Origin of the sequence: Simplicispira hankyongi, from assembly GCF_003570885.1 — a bacterium.
Lineage (GTDB): Bacteria > Pseudomonadota > Gammaproteobacteria > Burkholderiales > Burkholderiaceae_C > Simplicispira > Simplicispira hankyongi.
The window spans coordinates 218,228-234,285 of the sequence record NZ_QXJC01000001.1 but is presented as its reverse complement, the minus strand read 5'-3'; the positions used below and the strand labels follow the sequence as shown (position 1 = coordinate 234,285).

Sequence of the window (16,058 nt, the reverse complement as noted above, 5' to 3'; positions counted from 1 at the left end):
GAACACCCCATGACCACCTCTACCCCCCCCCTGCTGCAACTGGACGCCCTGCGCGTTGCCATTGGTGAAAAAACCATCCTGCAATCCATCAGCCTGGATGTCGCCCCCGGCGAACTCGTGGTGCTGATGGGCGCCAACGGCAGCGGCAAAAGCACGCTGGGCCTGGCGCTCGCAGGCCATCCGGCCTACCACGCTACCAACGGCACGGCGCGCTTTGGCGGCGCTGATCTGCTGGCCATGGAACCCCAGGACCGCGCCCGCGCCGGGCTGTTCCTGTCGTTCCAGGCGCCCCCCGAAATTCCGGGCGTCAAGAACAACCTGTTCATCCGCACCGCCATGAATGCCGTGCGCGCCGCGCGTGGCGAAGACCCGCAGGACGCGTACGACTTTCTCGGCAGCGCCAAGGCCGCCGCCACGACACTCGGCCTGCCAGAAAACATGCTCAACCGCCCGGTGAATGATGGCTTTTCGGGCGGTGAGAGGAAGCGCAACGAACTGCTGCAACTCTCCTTGCTGCGTCCGCGCCTGGCGGTGCTCGACGAAATCGACTCGGGCATGGACGTGGACGGCGTGCGCGCTGTCGTCGAGCTGGTGCAGCGCCTGCGCAGCGAAGGCACGGCCTTCATCGTCGTCTCGCACTACCTGCAGTTGATTGAGTCGCTGCAACCCGACACCGTGCTGCGCCTCGCGGACGGCCAGATCGCCGAGCGCGGCGACATCACCCTGGCGCAGCGCATTGCGCGCACCGGTTTTGTGCAGGCGCCTGAATTGGCAGAGGCTTGAGACCATGAACATCCGCCCCATCACCGCACACGAGGCCATGTTGATGGCCCGTGAGCACCTGGCTGCCACCGGCTGGGTAGCACCAAAGAACGAATCCTTCCGCCACCTGCCGCCGCCACCGGCTGCACTCTGGCTGGAGCAGGCTGAAGCAACCCCCTCAGGGAACAGCAGTGGCTGGACCCTCACCACGCTTGCCGGCGGCACACCCACCGGCACCACGGCACGCACGCTGGCAGCCACCGACACCGCGCAGCGCGCCGATCTGTTTGCGGGCCTGGATTTGCCGGGCGACGATGATGCCGCGCCGTTTGCCTGGGCGCACCGCGCCTTGTGCACTGCGGGCCTGCGCCTGCGGGTAGAGGCGGGCACAGTGCAGCAACCCACGCAGCTTGAACTGCGCCACCAGCCCACGGGCCAGGTGGAGGCGCCCTTGTTGGTGCTCGACATTGCCGAAGGGGCGCACTGTGTCCTGCGCGAGCTCCACCTCGCGGGCGACACGGCAGCCTCTGGCGGGAAGGTACAAAACCTGCAACTACATGTGCGCCTCGCCCGGGGTGCCAGCCTGCAGCACCTGCGCGTCGTCGCACTGCATGCGGACGACCGCTGCGCGCACATCGTTCACGCCCAGATCGGCGAGGACGCCCGCTACGTCCAGGCTTTTGTCGCCGGCGGCAGCCGCTACCACCTGCAGCGCAGCCAGGTGCTGCTCAGCGGCGCGGGCTCATCGGCCCATATTGCAGGACTGACCTGCGCGGCCGGCACGCAGTTTGAGCAGCAGGTCTTCATGCGCCATGCCGCAGCGCGGACCACCAGCCACAGCGAGGCCCTGGTGCTGGCAAGCGGCAAGGCGCACACGGTGGCCAACGCCAACACGCACATTGCGCCCGGCTCGGACGAAGCCGACGTGCACCAGCGCCTGGCAGGCATTCCGCTGGGAGGCCAGCCCCGTCTGGTGCTGCGCCCACACCTGGAGATTTACCACGACAACGTGCAGGCGGCCCATGGCGCCACTTGGGGCGCCTTGCCCGAAGATGCGTTGTTCTACGCGCGCCAGCGCGGGTTGGACGCGAGCGCCGCACGCTCGCTCATCATCGAAGGCATGGCCAACGCCTTGCTGTCGCGCTGCTTCACCGACACCACCACGTTCGATATCCTGACGCAAGGTGATGCCCTTCAAGGCGTGCTGCGCCAAGTGCTGGAGACAAGCCATGGGTGACATGCTCCCCGCTCGCTGGCTCAGCGCATCCGGCGCGGCGCCCACCGGTCCGTCCGGCGTTACCGGGCTGCGCGCCCTGTTTCCGGTGCTCTCCCAGCATATTCAGGGCCACCCGCTCGCTTATCTGGACAACGCGGCCACCACGCAAATGCCCCAGCCGGTGCTCGACGCGCTGCAGCATTTCGAGCGCCACGACCGCGCCAACATCCACCGCGGCGTGCACGCGCTCAGCCAGCGCGCCACCGACGCCTACGACGCCGCGCGCGCCGAACTCAAGCGCTTTGTCGGTGCGGGGGCTGAGCACGAACTGGTGTTCACCTCGGGCACGACCGAATCGCTCAACCTTGTGGCGCATGGGCTGTCTGCACATGCTGGGGGCGGAAAGCCCTTGCAGCCGGGCGACGAGATCATCGTGAGCGGCCTTGAGCACCACGCCAACCTGCTGCCCTGGCAGCGCACGGCGCGCGAGAGTGGCGCGGTCCTGCGCATCCTGCTGCCCGACGCCGAAGGCCATTTGCACGCAGAAGATCTGGCACGCCTGCTGAGCCCGCGCACACGCGTGTTTGCCGTCACCGCCTGCGCCAACGCCACTGGCGAGCGCCCGCCCGTGGCCGAGCTGCTGGCATTGGCACGCCAAGCCGGCGCACTGACGGTGTTGGACGCGGCGCAAGTGGCCGCCCATGCCGTTCCCGATATCTCTGCCCTGCCCTGCGATTTCCTCGTTTTCTCGGGGCACAAGATGTACGGCCCCATGGGCACAGGCGCCCTCGTGGGTACGCGCAACGCGCTTGAACAGCTCGCCCCGCTGCGGTTGGGTGGCGACATGGTGGAGTGGGTGAGCTTCACCGACGCCAGCTTTGCCGCGCTACCCGCCCGGCTGGAGGCTGGCACGCCCAATGTGGGCGGCGCCATTGGCATGGCGGCAGCGGCCAAATTCATAGACGCCGTAGGCCGCAGCGCCATCGACCAGCATTTGCATGCGCTTCGCCACCAAGCGGTACAAGGCCTCGCCGCCCTGCCCGGCCTGCGTGTGCTGTCACCCGATACCCAGGACACGGCTATCGTCTCCTTCGTGACCGAAGGCGTTCACCCACACGACATCGGCACGCTGCTTGACGGCCAGGGCGTCGCTGTGCGCACCGGCCACCACTGTGCCCAGCCATTGCTGGAGCATCTAGGCTGTGGGCCGACGACGCGTGCGTCGTTCGCGCTCTACAACACGCCAGAAGAAGTCGAGCGCCTGGTCGCCGGCGTGGCCAAAGCGCTGGAGCTGTTGCGATGAGCAGTGCCGAAACCGACCTCTACCAGGAACTGGTGCTGGAGCACAAACGTGCGCCGCGCAACTTCGGCCATTTGCCCGCGCCCACGCACCAGGCACGTGGCACCAACCCGTCTTGTGGCGACGACCTTTCCGTAGAACTGAATATTGCGGATGGGCGCCTCGCAGACATCCGCTTTCACGGCCAGGGTTGCGCCATCTGCATGGCCTCCGCCTCGATGATGAGCGAGGCCGTGAAGGGCCAGGAGATTGCCACCGCGCAGGCGCTGCAACAGCACTTTCGCGCCGTACTGACCGGGGAGGAAAGTGCCGACGTCGCCCCGCTCGGCAAGCTTGTGAGCCTGGCCGGCGTCAGCCGCTACCCCAGCCGCATCAAATGCGCGCTACTAGGCTGGCATGCACTGATGCATGCCATTGCCAGCAACCCGGCCGCGCCCGCAGCCCCGGTATCCACGGAAGGAGAAACACCATGATGAAACGCATGCGCGAAGACGTGCTGATTAATCGGCCTGTGACGGTCGAGCGCATCCCTGATGGCACACCCATGGATTTGCCCAGCGGGCTCTGGGCCCAGGTGACCCAGGCGCTGGGCTCCAACTTCACCCTGGTCGTCGAGGGCCAGTTGGTGCGCCTCAAGGGGAGTGATGCCGACGCCATTGGCAAGGAGCCGCCCGCCGAAGTCGAACACCCCGAGAACGTTGAAATTGACGATGTCAGCGGCCTGATCTGGAACACCCTCAAGACCTGCTACGACCCGGAGATTCCGGTCAACATCGTGGACTTGGGCCTCGTCTACCGCTGTGACCTGGAACCCATGGAAGGCGGCGATGTGCGCGCGCTCATCGACATGACGCTCACCGCGCCCGGCTGTGGCATGGGCGAGGCAATTGCCGATGAGGTGTGCGACAAGGTGCTGGCGATCCCGCGCGTCGGCGAGATCACCGTCAACATGGTGTTCGACCCGCCCTGGGACCGCTCGCGCATGTCGGAAGCAGCCATGTTGTCCATGGGCATGTAAACACAGACAGTCCCCAATAAAAAAGGCGCCTCAGGGGCGCCTTTTTTATTCCTGAAACGTTTCTCAGCCGCCGCAAGCGCCGCCCGAGCAGCAGGAGTGCTCTTCCGCATCTTCCGGCATCTCCAGCTTGCTGATCAGCACGCGCCACTGGTCGGGTCCAGATTGAAGGTAGGCCCACTGAAACTGGCCTGGCGTGCGCGAATCGAACTGGTGGCGCAGCGGGCGCGGGTCGTGGTCGCTGATGATTTGTACGGCTTCGCCAGGCAGCAACTCGTCAAAACGGCCAAAAATGGTCGAGTGGCGCTGCGGCGGGGGAATTTCACGAACATCAATCACGGGCGATTGGGTAGGAAGCATGGGAGCCTTTCTTCAGGGTTTCAACAAGAGAATAAGGAACAGGATTTACGCAAAATCGCCCCAGCAGCGTTGCTCTTCCTTGCCGTGCGCTTGCACTGTCTGCGTCAGAGCGCCTTGCTGGAACAATTTTGCGCAAGTCCTAAGGAAAAGAAAAACAAGCCGATCAGCCGTCCTTGCCATCGAGCCGGGTGTTCGTCAGCCAGGGAACGTACATCACGAGGTAAATCACAAACGCGGTCGTCCAGGCCGTGGCCGCACACACCAGCGCATGCGTGTACCACTGCGGTGCCACCAGCGGCACCAGCACGCGCAGCACGGCAGCCGCCATGACCAGCACATAGGCCAGCACCTCGGCGCGCGATGCCTGCAATGGCCGGCCCGTGTGTCCACGCGCAGTGCGCGTCACCATGCCAATGATGAGACCACCCGTGGCGCCCACCGCCAGCGCATGCACCCCAAGCGACACCAACACCCAGCCTGGCTGGGCCAGCGCCAGCAAGGCCAGGCCTAACGGAATCCATGCGTATGCGGCATGCAGAATCCAGAGAATCGGCCGCGTGCGCGTCGCCAGTGTCTGCCAGTGGAGCATGCGCGCCAACTGCAAGGCGGCGGCGGCGGCCAGCACGGCAAAGGTGAGCCAGCCTGCCGGCGCAAACACCCACAGCGCCAGCCCCACGGCCGTGCAGGCCAATGCGCTGCGTTCCAGCCATTTCGGCACGGTGATTTTCAACCCCGGGTTCACGCTCATCGTGAATGCCGGAATCACCCGGCCCGCCATCACGCATTCGACCATCACGATCAGCCCAAGCGCCGCATACAGCGCGCTGGAGGGCTGAAACGGCACCAGACCCATGACCGAAAGGTGAAACGCCAGATTCGCCAGGGACAACAGAATCAAAATGCCCGCCAATGGCAGGTTGCGCTTGTTGCCAGCGCGCAGCAACACCCGCACCATGATGATGGCCACAATCGGCAGCAGCACCACATCAAGCGCGGCATACACCGGGTACGGAGCCACCCAGGCGGCGACCCGCGCTGCCAGCCAGAGCAGCACCAGGGCGCCCAGTGGCGCACCACGAGGCGTTTGCAGCCCGGTCCAGGCTTTCACCGCCGTCAGCAGGAAGCCCATGATGACGCCGGTCGCAAAACCCAGCAGCATTTCATGTGCATGCCACAGCATCGGCGGCACCGCGAGGTGCAGTGTGACGGCGCCCAGCATGGCCGCCACCCACAGCGGTACTGCGACGCAGGCCAGGGCTGCCGCAACGATATAAAAAGGGCGAAAACCCAGGCGCAGCACCGGCCAGCCGTACAAGGCTTTTTTGGCAGGCGCCTTGGCACCAGCGCCGACCAAGGGAGGAAGGGTAGTTTTCATGGGTTCGGTATTGACTAGATGCTCTTGCGTTGCAGCGGTCTCGGTTATAAGATGCATTTTATATGTATCTTACGGTGCATGGCGATTTTTATCAACTGCCTGTGCCTTTCAGCCCACCATGCGTCTTGCCAGCTATACCGATTACACCTTGCGCGTACTGATGTACTGCGCACAGCACCGAGAAAGACGCGTGACCATCGCCGAGCTGGCGAAAAGCCATACGCTGTCGAAAAACCATCTGATGAAGATCGTCAACGACTTGGCGCGCCATGGCCTGCTTGAAACCACCCGCGGCCGTGGCGGTGGTGTACGCCTGCTGCTCGAACCCTCTGCGATCGGCATAGGCGCAGTCGTGCGCTGGTGCGAAAGTGACTTTCGCATGGTCGAATGCTTCGACGAAAACTCCAACACCTGCCGCCTGAGCCCCGCCTGCCGTTTGAAAAAACTCTTTCAGCGCGCGCTGGCCTCATACCTGAGCGAACTCGATGGCGCCACGCTCGCCGACCTGGTCTCAGAAGACGCTGCGCAGCCCATAGGCGCACCCACCATCATCAGCCTGTCGCGGCGTACGCCTGCAGCAGCCGTTCCGGCACGCGGTTAACGGCGCAGAGCAACCCTCTATTCTGCTATTTATTCAATAGCTGTAGTCGCATACCTGAAAAGCGCTAGAAGCACTTTTCAGGCAGAAAACGCCTAGAACGACTCCCATTCATCGTCCGCCTCCGCTGCGCCTTTGGCGGGCTTTGCAGGCTTGGGCGCTGGCGCCGCGACAGAGGTCCGTGCCACCGGTTTGGCAGGAATGCGTGTCTGAGCTTTGGGCTGGGGCGCTGTAACGACCGGTGTGGCCTTGCGCACTGGCGGGGCCATCGGCGCACGGGCAACGGTGCTACCGGCCGCAAGCCGAAACACCGCCACGGACTGCACCAAGTCGTCCGCCTGCCCCTTGAGGCTGCTGGCCGCAGCAGCCATCTGTTCGACCAGCGCCGCATTCTGCTGGGTGGCCTGGTCCATTTGCGTGACCGCCTCGCCGACTTGCGAGACACCGGAGCTCTGCTCGCTGCTGGCAGCGCTGATCTCCCCGACGATATCGGTCACGCGGCGGATCGCGGCCACGACCTCGTTCATCGTGGCACCGGCCTTGCCGACCTGTTCGTTACCTTGCTCGACACGCTCGACGCTGGCGGAAATCAGCGCCTTGATTTCCTTGGCCGCGTCCGCGCTGCGGCCTGCCAGGCTGCGCACTTCGCTGGCCACCACGGCAAAGCCGCGGCCTTGCTCGCCGGCCCGAGCGGCCTCGACCGCCGCGTTCAGCGCCAAGATGTTGGTCTGGAAGGCAATGCCATCAATGACACCAATGATGTCGGCAATCTTGCGGCTGCTGTCGTTGATGCCCTTCATGGTTTCAACCACCTGAGCGACCGTCTCACCGCCCTGCTGCGCGACGCCGGATGCGCTCACGGCCAGTTGGTTGGCCTGGCGGGCGTTGTCGGCATTCTGGCGCACGGTGCTTCCAAGCTCTTCCATGGAAGCCGCCGTTTCTTCGAGTGCGCTGGCCTGCTGCTCCGTCCGCGCTGACAAATCGTGGTTGCCCTGGGCGATTTCAGCGCTTGCGATTGCCACGCTCTCCGAGCCCTCGCGCACCCGTGTCACGATGCGCACCACGCTGCCTCGCATGGCTTCTATGCCATGCAGGACGCTGCGTTCATCGGCAGGAGGAATCTCCACCGCCAGGTCACCCTCGGAGATGCGTTTGGTAATGGAATTGAGCAACTCGGGCTCACCCCCCAATTGCGTCAGGATGCTACGCGTGGCCCACCAACCGATCAGCCCCAGAACCAAGGCCAGGGCCAAGGCAATCGCCGCGGCCTCGCGCACACGGCCCATGAACGTCACCTGCACCGTGTCCACATAGACCCCGGAGCCCACAATCCAGCCCCAAGGTGCAAAACCTTTCACAAAAGAAACCTTTGCCACTGGGTCAGTGCTCCCCGGCTTGGGCCACATATAGTTGACAAAGCCGGAGCCGTTTTGCTTCACCGTATTGACAAATTCCACAAAAAGAAACTTGCCCGTGGGATCCTTGTTGCCACTGAGATCTTGCCCCTCCAACTTGGTGCTGATCGGGTGCATCAGCATGGTTGGATGCATGTCGTTGATCCAAAAATATTCGGTGCCGCTGTAGCGCAGCGCGCGCACCGCGTCCTTGGCACGCTGTTTGGCCTCGTCTTCCGTCATGGCTCCCTTGCTCGCCTGCTCCTGAAAGTGGGCAATCACGCCATAGGCGGTTTCCACCGCCTGGCGCACGCTGTTCTCACGCTCGTGCATGATCAGGCTGCGCTCGGACACCATGAGGACCCCAGCGAGCACCAGCATGGCCAGCAAGGCAAATACCACGAGTCCTGTGAGGCGCCGTGAAATACTGAGCTGTTTGAATACGGTCATGGTGAGCCCCTTGTAGTTCGGCTTGAATGGACGCTGTGATCCTACCTCTTGGCGGCAACGCTTGCTGGCTTTAGAACGTGTTCACGTGTCAAGCTGACGACCCTGTCGCGGCACTTTCTTTGTAGAACACAGCGAGTGCCGGCCGGGAGCGCCATACCCGGCAAGCCCGTGAAAGCGGAGAACTGAAAGCGGACTTCGAATCGGGTGCCTGGAGAACAGACGCCTGCACTTCGGGGGCCCAAGTCCGTGGCTTGCGCCGCAACCGCCGCAACCGTGTACAGCACCGATCCACCGAATAGCGCTATAACATTTATAGCTATAAATCTAATACAGAAAAGCGCAATCGAAGAATTTCAACAAAAATTCCAGCGTGTCAGAAAGATTCCCACTCGCCGCTCGATGCTCCCGCGATGCGCGCGGCGGGCCCCGCAGTCGGGATCGGGGCAAGCACAGCCTTGGCCTTTTGAGAAGGCGGCGGCGATTCTTCGGTACGCCCTGGCCCCTTGGGCCGAGCTGCCTGGAGAAACGGCGTGGCTACGGGTGCTTTGCCGCCTTGCCCCCCAGGCGCGAGTTGAAACACCGCCACGGCCTGTACCAGCTCGCCGGCCTGTGCTTTGAGGCTGCTGGCGGCGGCGGCCATCTGCTCGACCAAAGCAGCGTTTTGCTGCGTCGCCTGGTCCATTTGCGTGACGGCCTCACCGACCTGCGAGACACCCTCGCTTTGTTCGCTGCTGGCGGCAGTGATCTCGCCGACGATATCGCTCACGCGCCGGATGGCGTCCACCACGCCCGTCATGGCGGTGCCGGCCTTGTCGGCCCATTGCCTGCCTTGCTCCACTTGTTCGCTGCTGGCGCCGATCAAGGCCTTGATCTCCTTGGCAGCATCGGCGCTGCGGCCCGCCAGGCTGCGCACCTCGCTCGCCACCACGGCAAACCCTCGGCCTTGCTCGCCCGCACGGGCGGCTTCCACGGCGGCATTGAGTGCCAGGATATTGGTCTGAAACGCAATACCGTCAATGACGCCGATGATGTCGCCAATCTTGGCGCTGCTGCTGTTGATGCCTTGCATGGCTTGCACCACCTGGGCGACCACTTCACCGCCCTGCACAGCCGTCTGCGATGCGCTCTGCGCCAGCTGGTTGGCCTGCCGCGCGCTGTCGGCGTTCTGCCGCACAGTCGAGCCAAGCTCCTCCATGGAAGCCGAGGTTTCTTCCAGGGCGCTGGCCTGCTGCTCCGTTCTGGCGGACAGATCGTGGTTGCCCGAGGCGATCTGAGAGCTTGCCGCAGCCACTCCCTCCGACCCGCTGCGCACACTGGCCACGACACGCGCGAGATTGGCGCGCATTTCTGTCAGCGCAGCGAGCAGCTGACCCATTTCGTCTTTGCCTCCTGCCGGGATCGCTTCCGCCAGATTCCCCGCTGCCATGGCGCGCGCCGCCGCCACCGCCTGCGCAGCGGGACGCGAGACACTGCGAGCGATGAGCACGGCGAACACCACGGCCAGCACGACGCAAAGACCCAGGGCCACGGCAACCGCCACCCGTGCATTCGCGAACACCAATCCGGCGCGCAACTGCGCTGCATCCGCCGAGGCGGCGGCGACATTCGACAGTCGGCCAAGCGCTTCATCTGCAGCCGCAAAGCTCTTGGCCGATTCGCCCGCGTACTTGTCTTCCAGCGCGCGCGACGTCATCTCGACCATCTCGGCCGTCGTGAAATCGATGCCCTTGGCAATATCAAGCAGATCGGCTTGCACTTTCAGGTAGGCTGCCATTTGCTCGGCGTATTGGCCAAAAGCAGTGACTTCCTGGGGGCTCGACATCAGCACCTGGAGCCGCTTGTCGAGCTTGCCCATGTCACTGGCTCGCGCACCAATCTGCTGCACCAGGGCCGTCACCTCGTCGGTATTGCGTGCTGTGATCAAGCCAGCCTCCGCACGCCGCATACGGTTGATAAGCACGCGCAATTGGCCTGCCTGGTCTACGCTGGGCATCAGGCGATTGGCAAGCTCCTGTGTCTGAGCCTGCATGCGCGCGAGCTGCACCAGTGACACCGCGCCAAGTGCCAATGTCAGCAATACGACCACGAAAAAGCCCGCGGCAAGCTTGGTTCCGATGCGCAGGTTGGAAAAGCGAAGGAAGGTCATGGAAGCAAAGCCCTGTCCGCTTGCATGCGCTGGTCTCGCAAGTTCGCCGGGCCCGAAGTGGTAACAATTTGTCCAGTCTAGCCCCGCCCTACCCGAAGCTGCATCGGGTAATCCATCAAAAAAGCACGCGCACCATGCGGTGGGCGTGCTTTTGCAGGCGTGCCGTCAGGCGCCTGTCAAGAATCGAGCGATCTCAGCCGTGGGCCTTGGCATAGTTGGCCAGGCCTTCGATGATTTCCTTGTGCGCCGATTCAATGCCTTCCCAGCCCAGCACCTTGACCCATTTGCCTTCTTCCAGATCTTTGTAGTGCTCAAAGAAGTGGCTCAGGGCCTTGAGGCGCGCGGGGTTCACATCCTCGATATTTTTCCAGGCCGAATACATCGCCAGCACCTTGTTGGTGGGCACGGCCAACACCTTGCCGTCGATGCCGGCTTCGTCTTCCATCTTCAAGATGCCCAACGCACGGCAGGGCACGACAACGCCGGGGTGCAGCGGGTACGGCGTGATGACCAGCACGTCTACCGGATCGCCGTCGCCGCTGAGGGTCTGGGGCACATAGCCGTAGTTCGATGGGTAGTACATGGCCGTCGTCATGAAACGGTCAACAAAGATCGCTCCCGATTCCTTGTCCACTTCGTACTTGATGGGGTCGGAATCCATGGGAATCTCGATGACCACGTTGAAGGATTCAGGAACATTCTTGCCGGGTGTGACGCTATTGAGGGACATGGTTGTTTTTCAGTTGGAAGACTAGTGACTAACCCTGATTTTACCAACCGACCCCTTGCACCCGGCTTTCACGCCGTGTTTTGGGAGTAAATTGTCGAAGTTGGCCAATCGTCTCCAGGAGAGGAGCACGAGGAAGCAACGCAGCGGAGACCCTCCCCATGCGTTGAGTCTCCTTCCGTGCGAAACAACACCCTGGAGCAATAAGAATGGCTGGAACCACAGCGTCGAATTTCCCCCTCATCCTTGCCCTCATCTGTGGCCTGATTGCCGTAGCCTACGGCTTCTGGGCCCGCAGCTGGATTCTGGGCAAAGACCCCGGCAACCCCCGTATGCAGGAGATTGCCGCCGCCATTCAGGCCGGCGCCGCCGCCTACCTGGCACGTCAGTACAAGACCATTGCCATCGTCGGCGTGGTACTCGCCATTCTCATTGGCGTTTTCCTTGACGGCAAAACGGCCGTTGGCTTTGTCATTGGCGCCGTGCTCTCGGGCGCCTGCGGCTTCATCGGCATGAACGTGTCGGTGCGCGCCAACGTGCGCACGGCACAGGCTGCCACGCAGGGCATTGGCGCGGCGCTCGACGTCGCTTTCCGCGGCGGCGCCATCACCGGCATGCTGGTGGTGGGCCTGGGGCTGCTGGGCGTCACTGGCTTTTACTGGTTCCTGGTGGGCAGCAACCCAGTGGCCGACAAGTCGCTCGCCGGCCTGCTCAACCCGCTGATCGGTTTTGCCTTCGGCTCATCGCTGATCTCCATCTTCGCCCGACTGGGCGGCGGCATCTTCACCAAGGGTGCTGACGTCGGCGCCGACCTGGTGGGCAAGGTCGAGGCGGGCATCCCCGAGGACGACCCGCGCAACCCGGCCGTGATTGCCGACAACGTGGGCGACAACGTGGGCGACTGCGCCGGCATGGCCGCCGACCTGTTTGAAACCTACGCCGTGACCTTGATTGCCACCATGGTGCTGGGCGCGCTGATGCTGACGGCCGCTCCGGTCAACGCCGTGATGTACCCTCTGGCGCTGGGCGCCGTGTCCATCGTGGCTTCCATCATCGGCTGTTTCTTCGTCAAGGCCTCGCCTGGCATGAAGAACGTAATGCCGGCGCTGTACAAGGGCCTGGCGATTGCCGGCGTGCTCTCGCTCATTGCCTTTTACTTCGTCACCACTTGGATCATCCCGGACAACGCCCTGGGCGGCACGGGTGCGCAGATGAAGCTCTTTGGCGCCTGCGCCACCGGCCTGGTGCTGACAGCAGCCCTGGTCTGGATCACCGAGTACTACACCGGCACGCAGTACAAGCCGGTGCAGCACATCGCGCAGGCATCCACCACCGGCCACGGCACCAACATCATTGCCGGCCTGGGCGTATCCATGCGTTCCACCGCGTGGCCGGTGATCTTTGTCTGCGCCGCCATCCTGGTGTCGTACTCGCTCGCCGGCTTGTTCGGGATTGCCGTGGCGGCCACGTCGATGCTCAGCATGGCCGGTATCGTGGTCGCGCTCGACGCCTACGGGCCCATCACCGACAACGCCGGCGGCATTGCCGAAATGGCCGAGATGCCCAGCAGCGTGCGCGACATTACCGACCCGCTGGACGCCGTGGGCAACACCACCAAGGCCGTGACCAAGGGCTACGCCATCGGTTCGGCTGGCCTTGCCGCGCTGGTGCTGTTTGCCGACTACACCCACAAGCTTGCAAGCCACGGCCAGGCGATCGACTTCAACCTGAGCGATCCGATGGTCATCATCGGCCTGTTCATCGGCGGCCTGATTCCCTACCTGTTCGGTGCCATGGCGATGGAAGCGGTGGGCCGCGCCGCCGGCGCCGTGGTGGTGGAAGTGCGCCGCCAGTTCCGCGACATCAAGGGCATCATGGAAGGCACGGCCAAGCCCGAGTACGGCAAGGCCGTCGACATGCTCACGACAGCCGCCATCAAGGAAATGGTCGTCCCCAGCCTGCTGCCAGTGGTGGTGCCGATTCTGGTCGGCCTGCTGCTCGGCCCCAAAGCGCTTGGCGGCCTGCTGATGGGCACGATCGTGACTGGCCTGTTCGTCGCCATTTCCATGTGCACCGGGGGCGGTGCCTGGGACAATGCCAAGAAGTATATTGAAGACGGCCACCACGGCGGCAAGGGCTCTGAGGCGCACAAGGCCGCTGTGACCGGCGACACTGTGGGCGACCCCTACAAAGACACCGCTGGTCCGGCCGTGAACCCGCTGATCAAGATCATCAACATCGTGGCGCTGCTCATCGTGCCGCTGGTGGTGAAGTTCCACGCAGGTTGAAGCACACAGGCTGCCCGGCCGCTAAAACCGGTTTTTGACACAAAGGGGCTTCGGCCCCTTTTTCGATGCGCCGGGCGAGCAAGATTGAAGAAAGATACCCCCATGAAACGCGCCTCACCTCCCGCCGGCCCCGATATCGAGGTCTACACCGTACTGGTGCGCACCGCGCTGGCGCAGTCCGGGCATCTGCTGGAGCGCGCCATCGAATCCACCCGCAGGGCCTTGCAAGCGCGCGAAGACCAGGCGCGCACTCCCGGCGAGAGCCACAGCGCGATGCACGCACGGCAACACTTGGCACGCGTCAGCTTTGTCATGTGCGAGCGTTTTCCCAACGCCCTGGAGCAGGCGATTGCCAAAGGCGCCGACCGGCAGCAAGCGGCAACACGCTCGCTTTTCTCGGTGCAGTTTGACGAACTGGAGCTGATGGACGAATCGCAACTGAGCGAGAGCGTGGAACGCGCGCGGGCAAGGCAACTGCTCACCGAAGCCGTGGCCACGCCGTTGACCGAGCTCAATGCGCTCATGAGTGCGGCGCAAGGGCAATCGAGTGTGGACCCTGGGCACAATCCCCTGCAACCCGAGCTTTTTTTGCAGGCCTTGCAAACCATCGTCGGGCAGATGCAGCCGTCCGACACAGTGCGGCGGGACTGGATGACCCACATGGCCGAGGCCATGGGCGCCGAGCTTCGGGCCCTGTACCTCCAACTGATCGCGCAGATGCAGGAAAGCGGCATCAAGCCTGCCGGGTATGCGGTGCGCCAGCAAGGCGGCAACTACGTTTACATCAAGCCCATAGGCGAAGAAGGCCACGCACCGGGGTTTGGCCCCGAAACCGCGCCATGGCGCATGGGCAGTGCACAGCCCACGGCAGAGGCTGCCCCCACGGCCGGCCCTGACTCCACCCGGCTCACGCTGCACCAATTGCGCCGTTTGCTGACGGGTGAGCTGACCGATGGTCCAGCGCCTGAAATGCCATTTTCTGAACGGTTCTCGCGCGAGTTCGAGAGCCCACCGTCCAACGTGGCTGCGCCCCCGCCAGACTTCGACATCACGGTGCCCGCCGCCTTTGAGGCGCTCCAGGAGATGCAGCAGGTGGACCACATGATGAAACGCCTGGGCAGTCGGGGCCCGCTGAGCACCCCGGCCGCGACGGCCATCGCACCGCGCAGCGCCAAAACGGCGCTCGGCCAAGCCTTGAGCATGGAAGTGGTGGCCCTCATGCTCGACAACATCGCGCGCGATGGCCGCCTGCTCTGGCCGGTCCAGCAACTCGTGAAACAACTGGAGCCTGCCTTACTGAAACTGGCGGTAGCCGACCCACGATTTTTCAGTGACAAAGACCACCCCGCTCGCCGCCTGCTGCAGGAAATGACGGACCGCAGCCTGGCCTTTGACAGCCTCGAAGCCCAAGGTTTCGAGAGCTTCATGCAGCCGCTGATCGACGTGGTAGGCCCATTGACCCACTCGCCCATTGAAGACCAGGAGCCTTTTGCGCACGCCCTGGGGCAATTGCTGGACGCCTGGGCCACGCGCGAGAAAAAGCGCGAAAACGAACGGCTGCGCGCCATCGAGGCCCTGCGCCACGCCGAGCAGCGCAACCTGCTGGCCGCCAGGATGTCGCAGGAGATGCGGTTACTGCCCCAAATCGATGCGATCCCGGCCGAGATTGCGCGTTTCCTCCTGGGCCCCTGGACCCAGGTGATGGCCCAGGCGCGGCTGAGCGACCAGAGTGGCAGCAACGACCCGGGGCGCTACCGCGAGGCGGTCGATGCGCTGCTCTGGAGTGCGCAACCCAAGCTCACCCGCATCAACGTGGGCCGCCTCGGCCGCCTCGTGCCCAAGCTGCTGTCCAGACTGCATGCCGGCCTTGCCGCCATCGACTATCCAGCCGCCGAGACCCATAAGTTCTTCGAGTTGCTGATGCAGTTGCACCAGCAGGCTTTTGTGCCCGGTCGCATGGAAGAAGCCGCGTCCAACGCGCCCACGCCCCCCAAGCGCAGCAATGCCTCCACCTTGGAAACAGACGAACCCTGGATTGCGCCATCCGAAGCTGCCGAATCCGGTTTCATGGGCGAGCCCTCGGGCCACCAGCCCACAAGCCCTGAAGACGATGAAGCCCGCCGTCCAGCCACACCTTCGGCGCCCACGCTGGCGATGGACGTTGGAACCTGGGTCACCCTGCTGGTGAATGACAAATGGGAGCGCACACAGCTGTCGTGGATTGGATCGCACGGCAACCTGTTCCTGTTCACCAACGCCTATGGCCACACCCAATCGATGACCCGGCGGTTGCTCGACAAGCTGATCGCCCGAGGCACTCTGCGGGTCATTTCCGGGCAGACCGTGGTGGCTGGTGCACTCGACGCCGTGGCGCAAACCGCCCTGCGCAACAGCCTGGAGACAGGCGACGGAATCTAAGAACGTTCA

The 16,058-nt window shown here is 63.8% G+C and carries 13 protein-coding genes; 8 read left to right on the top strand and 5 right to left on the bottom strand.

All coding sequences use genetic code 11. From position 1 onward, the window contains the following. Nucleotides 1–9: 9 nt before the first annotated feature. Genes sufC through sufT form a run of 5 tightly spaced genes read left to right on the top strand, consistent with a single transcriptional unit; the run spans nt 10 to nt 4,296 of the window. A complete protein-coding gene (sufC, locus tag D3F03_RS01010; protein WP_119107516.1) occupies nt 10–783 on the top strand; it encodes a Fe-S cluster assembly ATPase SufC in 774 nt (257 codons plus the stop codon). A 4-nt stretch (nt 784–787) separates the two neighbouring features. Beyond that, nucleotides 788–1,999: a SufD family Fe-S cluster assembly protein gene (locus D3F03_RS01005; RefSeq protein ID WP_245960456.1), complete on the top strand. Its 1,212-nt coding sequence runs from the start codon at nt 788–790 to the stop codon at nt 1,997–1,999. After that, nucleotides 1,992–3,281, top strand: coding sequence for an aminotransferase class V-fold PLP-dependent enzyme (locus D3F03_RS01000; RefSeq protein ID WP_119107515.1), 1,290 nt, complete (start codon nt 1,992–1,994; stop codon nt 3,279–3,281). Before D3F03_RS01005 ends, D3F03_RS01000 begins: the two co-directional genes overlap by 8 nt. Then, a complete protein-coding gene (gene sufU / locus D3F03_RS00995) occupies nt 3,278–3,751 on the top strand; it encodes a Fe-S cluster assembly sulfur transfer protein SufU (protein WP_119107514.1) in 474 nt (157 codons plus the stop codon). Before D3F03_RS01000 ends, sufU begins: the two co-directional genes overlap by 4 nt. Further along, nucleotides 3,751–4,296 carry a putative Fe-S cluster assembly protein SufT gene (gene sufT, locus D3F03_RS00990; RefSeq protein WP_119107513.1) on the top strand — a complete coding sequence of 182 codons (546 nt, stop codon included), beginning with the start codon at nt 3,751–3,753 and terminating at the stop codon, nt 4,294–4,296. Before sufU ends, sufT begins: the two co-directional genes overlap by 1 nt. Before the next feature lie 63 nt (nt 4,297–4,359). Here the strand turns inward: sufT and D3F03_RS00985 are convergent, their stop codons facing one another. Further along, nucleotides 4,360–4,653 (bottom strand): DUF2249 domain-containing protein, encoded by a 294-nt coding sequence (locus D3F03_RS00985; RefSeq protein ID WP_119107512.1) that lies wholly within the window; start codon nt 4,651–4,653, stop codon nt 4,360–4,362. Between the two features lie 163 nt (nt 4,654–4,816). Continuing rightward, the gene (locus D3F03_RS00980; protein WP_119107511.1) at nt 4,817–6,028 is read right to left on the bottom strand and encodes an NnrS family protein; all 1,212 of its coding nucleotides are present in this window, start codon (nt 6,026–6,028) and stop codon (nt 4,817–4,819) included. Between the two features lie 118 nt (nt 6,029–6,146). On the opposite strand from D3F03_RS00980, the gene D3F03_RS00975 reads away from it, so the two are divergent. After that, nucleotides 6,147–6,629, top strand: coding sequence for an RrF2 family transcriptional regulator (locus D3F03_RS00975; RefSeq protein ID WP_119107510.1), 483 nt, complete (start codon nt 6,147–6,149; stop codon nt 6,627–6,629). Between the two features lie 92 nt (nt 6,630–6,721). Here the strand turns inward: D3F03_RS00975 and D3F03_RS00970 are convergent, their stop codons facing one another. The 3 genes from D3F03_RS00970 to ppa form a co-directional block, all read right to left on the bottom strand. Beyond that, nucleotides 6,722–8,470: a methyl-accepting chemotaxis protein gene (locus D3F03_RS00970; RefSeq protein ID WP_119107509.1), complete on the bottom strand. Its 1,749-nt coding sequence runs from the start codon at nt 8,468–8,470 to the stop codon at nt 6,722–6,724. 373 nt (nt 8,471–8,843) lie between these two features. Beyond that, nucleotides 8,844–10,616, bottom strand: coding sequence for a methyl-accepting chemotaxis protein (locus D3F03_RS17470; protein ID WP_119107508.1), 1,773 nt, complete (start codon nt 10,614–10,616; stop codon nt 8,844–8,846). A 193-nt stretch (nt 10,617–10,809) separates the two neighbouring features. After that, nucleotides 10,810–11,346 (bottom strand): inorganic diphosphatase, encoded by a 537-nt coding sequence (gene ppa, locus D3F03_RS00960; RefSeq protein ID WP_119107507.1) that lies wholly within the window; start codon nt 11,344–11,346, stop codon nt 10,810–10,812. Between the two features lie 206 nt (nt 11,347–11,552). Here ppa and D3F03_RS00955 point away from each other — a divergent pair, with 206 nt between their 5' ends. Together D3F03_RS00955 and D3F03_RS00950 are read left to right on the top strand one after the other, a co-directional pair. Further along, nucleotides 11,553–13,631 carry a sodium-translocating pyrophosphatase gene (locus D3F03_RS00955; protein ID WP_119107506.1) on the top strand — a complete coding sequence of 693 codons (2,079 nt, stop codon included), beginning with the start codon at nt 11,553–11,555 and terminating at the stop codon, nt 13,629–13,631. 102 nt (nt 13,632–13,733) lie between these two features. Then, nucleotides 13,734–16,049, top strand: coding sequence for a DUF1631 family protein (locus D3F03_RS00950; RefSeq protein WP_119107505.1), 2,316 nt, complete (start codon nt 13,734–13,736; stop codon nt 16,047–16,049). Nucleotides 16,050–16,058: the final 9 nt, after the last annotated feature.

Coding starts and splice junctions, on each gene's coding strand:
- D3F03_RS00970 (WP_119107509.1), bottom strand. CDS start 8,470: ATGACCGTATTCAAACAGCTCAGTATTTCACGGCGCCTCACAGGACTC.
- D3F03_RS00985 (WP_119107512.1), bottom strand. CDS start 4,653: ATGCTTCCTACCCAATCGCCCGTGATTGATGTTCGTGAAATTCCCCCG.
- D3F03_RS00955 (WP_119107506.1), top strand. CDS start 11,553: ATGGCTGGAACCACAGCGTCGAATTTCCCCCTCATCCTTGCCCTCATC.
- D3F03_RS00950 (WP_119107505.1), top strand. CDS start 13,734: ATGAAACGCGCCTCACCTCCCGCCGGCCCCGATATCGAGGTCTACACC.
- D3F03_RS17470 (WP_119107508.1), bottom strand. CDS start 10,616: ATGACCTTCCTTCGCTTTTCCAACCTGCGCATCGGAACCAAGCTTGCC.
- ppa (WP_119107507.1), bottom strand. CDS start 11,346: ATGTCCCTCAATAGCGTCACACCCGGCAAGAATGTTCCTGAATCCTTC.
- sufU (WP_119107514.1), top strand. CDS start 3,278: ATGAGCAGTGCCGAAACCGACCTCTACCAGGAACTGGTGCTGGAGCAC.
- sufT (WP_119107513.1), top strand. CDS start 3,751: ATGAAACGCATGCGCGAAGACGTGCTGATTAATCGGCCTGTGACGGTC.
- D3F03_RS00980 (WP_119107511.1), bottom strand. CDS start 6,028: ATGAAAACTACCCTTCCTCCCTTGGTCGGCGCTGGTGCCAAGGCGCCT.
- D3F03_RS00975 (WP_119107510.1), top strand. CDS start 6,147: ATGCGTCTTGCCAGCTATACCGATTACACCTTGCGCGTACTGATGTAC.
- D3F03_RS01005 (WP_245960456.1), top strand. CDS start 788: ATGAACATCCGCCCCATCACCGCACACGAGGCCATGTTGATGGCCCGT.
- D3F03_RS01000 (WP_119107515.1), top strand. CDS start 1,992: ATGGGTGACATGCTCCCCGCTCGCTGGCTCAGCGCATCCGGCGCGGCG.
- sufC (WP_119107516.1), top strand. CDS start 10: ATGACCACCTCTACCCCCCCCCTGCTGCAACTGGACGCCCTGCGCGTT.